Source organism: Leptothoe sp. LEGE 181152, assembly GCF_032906605.1.
Lineage (GTDB): Bacteria > Cyanobacteriota > Cyanobacteriia > Phormidesmidales > Phormidesmidaceae > Leptothoe > Leptothoe turfae.
Genome location: NZ_JASATU010000005.1, coordinates 1 through 5,384, shown reverse-complemented (window position 1 = coordinate 5,384; position 5,384 = coordinate 1). Strand labels below are relative to the sequence as shown.

The 5,384-nt window shown below is 48.6% G+C and carries 4 protein-coding genes and 1 other annotated feature; of the genes, 2 read left to right on the top strand and 2 right to left on the bottom strand.

Annotated features, from left to right (window positions below; all coding sequences use genetic code 11):
- Positions 1-235 precede the first annotated feature (235 nt).
- A complete protein-coding gene (locus QGP82_RS03180) occupies positions 236-1,657 on the bottom strand; it encodes an MATE family efflux transporter (protein ID WP_499057047.1) in 1,422 nt (473 codons plus the stop codon).
- Between the two features lie 25 nt (positions 1,658-1,682).
- The gene (locus QGP82_RS03175; protein WP_163668305.1) at positions 1,683-1,922 is read right to left on the bottom strand and encodes an NADPH-dependent FMN reductase family protein; all 240 of its coding nucleotides are present in this window, start codon (positions 1,920-1,922) and stop codon (positions 1,683-1,685) included.
- Positions 1,923-2,524: 602 nt separating this feature from the next.
- On the opposite strand from QGP82_RS03175, the gene QGP82_RS03170 reads away from it, so the two are divergent.
- Entirely contained in the window at positions 2,525-3,175 is a 651-nt protein-coding gene (locus tag QGP82_RS03170) for a pyroglutamyl-peptidase I (RefSeq protein WP_163668303.1), read from the top strand.
- 349 nt (positions 3,176-3,524) lie between these two features.
- Positions 3,525-3,790 (top strand) — a binding site (T-box leader).
- A 66-nt stretch (positions 3,791-3,856) separates the two neighbouring features.
- A partial coding sequence (locus tag QGP82_RS03165; protein WP_499057044.1) for a class I tRNA ligase family protein occupies positions 3,857-5,384 on the top strand: 1,528 nt, incomplete at its 3' end.

The following is a 5,384-nucleotide window of genomic DNA, read 5'->3' as shown; positions in this document are numbered from 1 at the left end:
GCTATTTGACACCCAGCGAATTTGAGGAAAAGTGGAGGAAGGAATTGTAGGATGTCTCAGATTGATACATGTCAGTCTAGACTTGCTATCATCTGATTTTACTGTCCAAATTCAGGGGTTCACTTCAGTTATCTGCAGCGGGTGATGGGGATCGTTGGACTACCTCAGTTAAACCTTCAGGTGCTTATCCAGAGGACATTTGCGAGAAAACTGCACCTAATCAGTAGGCTATGCTCTATCTCGAACTAGTTTTTTGCCAGCCTCCAAATCGCCATCGCAAAAATAGAAATGAACTCAGTAGCAGAGTAAATAGGATTGCGGCGCTCCATCCACCAAAGATACCTACTCCTAATTGTGGCAGAAAATCAACCAGCCCTTCTCCTTGCTCAAATGTCAGGATATGAGTGAGTGGCACAAAGCCCAACCAACTCAATAGAACAGCAAACAGACTCGGCACCTTGACGTCGCCGGTACCTTGAAGGCAAAAGGCGCTGCCAATATTCAATGCATTAAAAGCGTTGTAGACAACGGCTAGCCAGAGTAATGTCTGGCTCAGTTGAATAACGGCTTCAACGTGGGCATCAGTCGTCGTGACGAATAGGGGTACTAGCCACTGCCCGTTAAAGGCAAGTAAGACATTCACTGAAATCGAGTACAGCACACATAAGGCGATCGCTATATTGCCTAATCGCTTTGCCCAGCGGCGATTACCTGCTCCAATTGACTGTCCGACCAAGGTTGTTCCTGCCTGCGCGATACCTAGCGTTGGCATGTAGGCCGTCGAGGTCAGCATCATGACAACCTGGGTAGCAGCCCCTGGTACGACACCAAGCTTGACCTGCATGATTTGAAAGAAGGCAATCCCGGTTAAATCGGCGGTCATAAGAAACCCGAGTGGAAGACCTACCGCAAAAAGATAGCGAATCGCTTGCCACTGGGGCTTCCAAATCCGATGAGATTGGAAGTCTTGACGAATCTCACGGCTGAGAAAAACCCAGAGAAAAAGCACCATGCCAGCCATGAGCGAAAGGGTTGTCGCCCATGCGGCCCCAGCCATTCCCATTCCCAACTGAAACATCAAGCTCTCATTCAAAACCACGTTGAGGAGGGCAATGGCGATCGATACCCACAGCGTAATCGTAGTTCTACCAACGCCATTGAAGAAGGCGGTCAATCCTAAATTTATAATTGCGATTGTCAAGCCCAAGAGACGGGGTATCCAGTAGTCGATGGCTAGCTGCTCAACGACTGGAGAGAATTGAAACAGCTTAAGCAACTCAACTCCTGAAATAGCCAGTAGAACGAACAGTGGGGTGAGCAAGAGTGCACCCCAAAATCCGGCCCCAACCGCTTGGGCGGCCTGGTGATATTTACCCTCTCCATAGGCTTGAGCCACTAAAGTTTGTACATACATGCCGACCCCACCAAACAGGACGAACAGTACCAGGATAAGAAAGTACAGCGCCCCCATTGCAGCGATCGCATCGGTCGAGAGGCGTCCAATAAACCAAGAGTCTGTAAGGTTCAGAACAGCTTGAACCCCGTTACTGAGAAACAGTGGAAACGCAAGAAGCAAAATGCCTCGATAATCCACACGACGTTTGCCTCGCCAGTCAACTTTTGCGACAGGGAGGAGTGATTCCGTTTGATAAGCCATCGTAAAGCCCGCCTTTCCCTTGTCGCTACCAAGTTGTTGTCATCTGGCGAATTAAGTCATGAGTTTTAGCTAGAGACTGCCGACGAGAATCTTCTCTTTCGTTTGAGTTTGCAGCACGAATAAACGTGATGTCGCTCACGCCAATAAGTCCCAAAACCGCACGTAGATAAGGTTCTTGGAAACCATAGCTGACGAGGTCCGTGCCAGCGGCATAGCTACTTCCTCTCTCTCTTAGGCTAGAGTCGCGATGCAAAATATGTGACATGTGCAACTCGTTCCTTGAACGATATTTCAGCAGATACCTAGGAGTATGCAGTGGGTTAAGTCTTGATATCTTGCAGCTTTCTCCGATTTTTTGCACATTCTCACTAATGGTTGATAACGATTTTGGGGTCACTTCAGTCTCTACACAATCGCGTTATTTACCCTGTTCCTTGGACCTCTAGGTTTCGTTGTGTTGTGCCAACTTACCTGGGAATCCAGGCCTTCTATGACGTTTCTGTACCCTTCGGGAAGTCTTACGCCTACGTCGGCTCGCAGATTTGCCGTTGGCTTCCTTCAGCCCCTCCCTCGCGAGAGCGCCCTTGCCTTAAGCTAGTAGTACTCGTCTCTCGGCTCCTATGACTTTCGAGCATTTGGGCGGGCCTCCTACAGGGGACTTTCACCCCATTAGTTCACGCCCATGCCGAGCGTACACAACCGTTTGCAGCGGACAATATGGAAATCCTGGGGTAGCATAAAGGTTGATTGTTGCCGCTGAACACGACCGTTAGACCGCTAGACCTCAGTGGTGACGGTGGCTTAAAAGCTATCTGTGAGTGTTTAAAGTTAAGTCAGTTTAGACTTTTGCTGAGATGGTGTTGTGAGATGAGAGTATTAATCACTGGCTTTGAGCCAAATGATGATGGGTTGAATGCGTCAGAGTCAGTTGTGGTTTCGCTGCGTGATAATCCCACTCAAGAGCTTAGTCAGTACCTTCATTACATTGATTTCAAGATTATGCCTGGTAATACCAACGGTCTTAGGCAGGTAGTCGATGAAACCCTCAAAGTCGTCTCGCCTGATCTTTGCATTGGGATTGGTCAAGCACGAGGCTACAACCGGATAGCTCTTGAACGAATGGCAAAGAATTTAAGATATTTTGTGACATTGGACAGAGCAGGTAATGCACCAAAAGGTGAGAAGGTTGTCCCAAATGCTCCCATAGCTTACTGGAATTCTTTGCTAGAGCAAGATAGTTTAGTTTCCTTGCTAGAAAGCCGCAATATTCCAGCTAGAATTTCCAATGATTGTGGAACTCATTTATGCAATCAGATTTTTTATCACTTTCTTCATTGGAGGGAAACTCGTAAATCTGACATGAAAGTTGGTTTTGTCCACATTCCAGTACTGCCAGAGCAGGTCATAAAGTATTGGGCAGAGTCACCATTTATGCCAATGGAGATGACCCGTCAAGCTCTCTCGCTAATTATCAGTAGACAAATACAGATGATTAATCCAAAACTAAGCGCGGTCTAACAACCCGGTTGGAGCGAGCTAACAAAGCTGGTCGGTGCTGTAGCAAAGGTTTTTGCAGCCGTTCAACCGGAAAGTTATACAATGCTGCCGACCATCACTGAACTCCTACAGTGTGCCATTACAGAAATATTAAAGTGATCTGACAAGCAACAGACTGAGAGTGCAGTTTGGCTCTAAGCTGGAAAACAAAACGAATTGGCATCTCGCAGCTTCTTGGTTAACTACTCGCAACTTGAGTTTTCATTCGCTATAATCGGAAAAATCTAAATAAACCTTGACCACATCCAGACCTAGTCGTTTGACCTACGGGAAAAACTTAAGTTTTCAAACTAGATGTGGTCTAACCCCAACAAAGGCATTGATGGGAAAGAGTAATTTTTGTGTCGGTGTAGAGCGAGTCAGGGATGGTGTGAGCCTGACCATACGGCAAAAATGAATATCCTCCCTGAGCCGCCCTCCAAAAGAAGGATCGCTCGCGATCGCATTCGAGTAGACAGGGCCGTGGCCTGCACGTTATAGCAGGAGGCTCTTCCCATTTGGGAGTAGCTGCAAAGACCGACGTTGCAAAGCGTTGGCAAAATTGGGTGGTACCGCGCTCACCTCAGCGCCCCAATGTGGAGGAATAAGGTTGGCAATTGCCAACCTTATAACAGCTCTATACCCACAGGGAGTGCGGTAATCATGTTTCGCGATGTTGAAAAAACGCCTAGTTTCTCCAGCCTGGAGCAGACGGTTATAGCTTTTTGGAAAGCGCACCATATCTTCCAAAAGTCGGTAGATAAACCAGCCCCCCAAAGTAATTTCGTATTTTACGAAGGCCCACCCACCGCCAATGGTAAACCGGGTGTGCACCATGTCATTTCTCGGGCCTATAAAGACCTGTTTGTCCGCTACAAAACCATGCAAGGTCATCGCGTTGTTCGCAAGGGCGGGTGGGATACCCACGGCCTGCCGGTGGAGCTAGAAGTCGAGAAGCGCCTAGGGTTTACTAAAAAATCAGACATTGAAGCCTTTGGCATCGCCAAGTTTAATCAACTTTGCAAGGCGTCTGTATTCGAGCGCATTCAAGATTGGCAGGCCATGACCGAACGGATTGGCTACTGGCTAGATCTTGAAAATGCCTATGTCACCTACGAGAATACTTATATTGAGTCTTGCTGGTGGCTGATGAAGTCGCTGTGGGATCGGGATCTGCTGTTTGAAGATTATCGAGCCACCTGGCATTGTCCACGCAACAACACCAGTCTCTCGGATCATGAGGTAGCCCAGGGATATCGAGACGCTGAAGATCCCTCGGTTTATCCGAAATTTCCGGTTAAAACCCGTCAGCTCATAGAGCGGGGCTGGTTAGATGAGGAAGATAGCCAGCAATCGGTCTATTTGCTGGCGTGGACCACAACCCCCTGGACACTAGCGGCGAATGTTGCGATCGCAATCAACCCCAATGCAATCTATGGCCTATTTGAAGCCTCAACCCAGCATGGCGAGGAGACCCAAAAAGATTTCTACCTTTTGGCGCAGGATCTAGCAGATCAAGTCTTTGGTGAAGGAAACTACCGTACCCTCAAAACCTTTTCAGGGGAATCTTTGGTGGGTCTGGATTATACCCCGATCTTGCAAGGGCGAGTCCCCGACGGAGAAGACCTCACCAATGCGTTTCGAGTCTGGGGTGACGATAGCGTCATGATCGATGAAGGCACTGGGGTACTACACATTGCCCCGGCTTACGGTGACCTGGACCTGGGTCGTAAATATCAGCTGCCCATGCTGTTTTCAGTTGATCTGCTGGGGCACGTCTATCCAGAGGTAAAACTGCCAGCGGCCCCGGCGGGTGACGGTCCCTACACCGGCAAATTTTTCAAAGACGCGGATCGGCTGATCAGCCAGGATTTGCTGGCCCACAATCTGTTATATAGGGCAGCGACGCTGACCCATACCTACCCGTTTAACTATCGGGACAATACGCCCCTGATCAACTACGCGAAAAAGAGCTGGTATCTGCGGACTACGGCAGTTAAACAACAGCTGCTGGACAACAATAACAAAATCAACTGGCACCCAGACTATATCCGGGCAGGTCGTTTTGGTGACTGGTTGAGAAACAATGTTGACTGGGCCTTGTCTCGTGAACGATATTGGGGAGCTCCCTTGCCGATTTGGGTGAGCGAAGATGAGAGCGAGCAAATCTGTGTCGGCAGCGTCCAAGAGT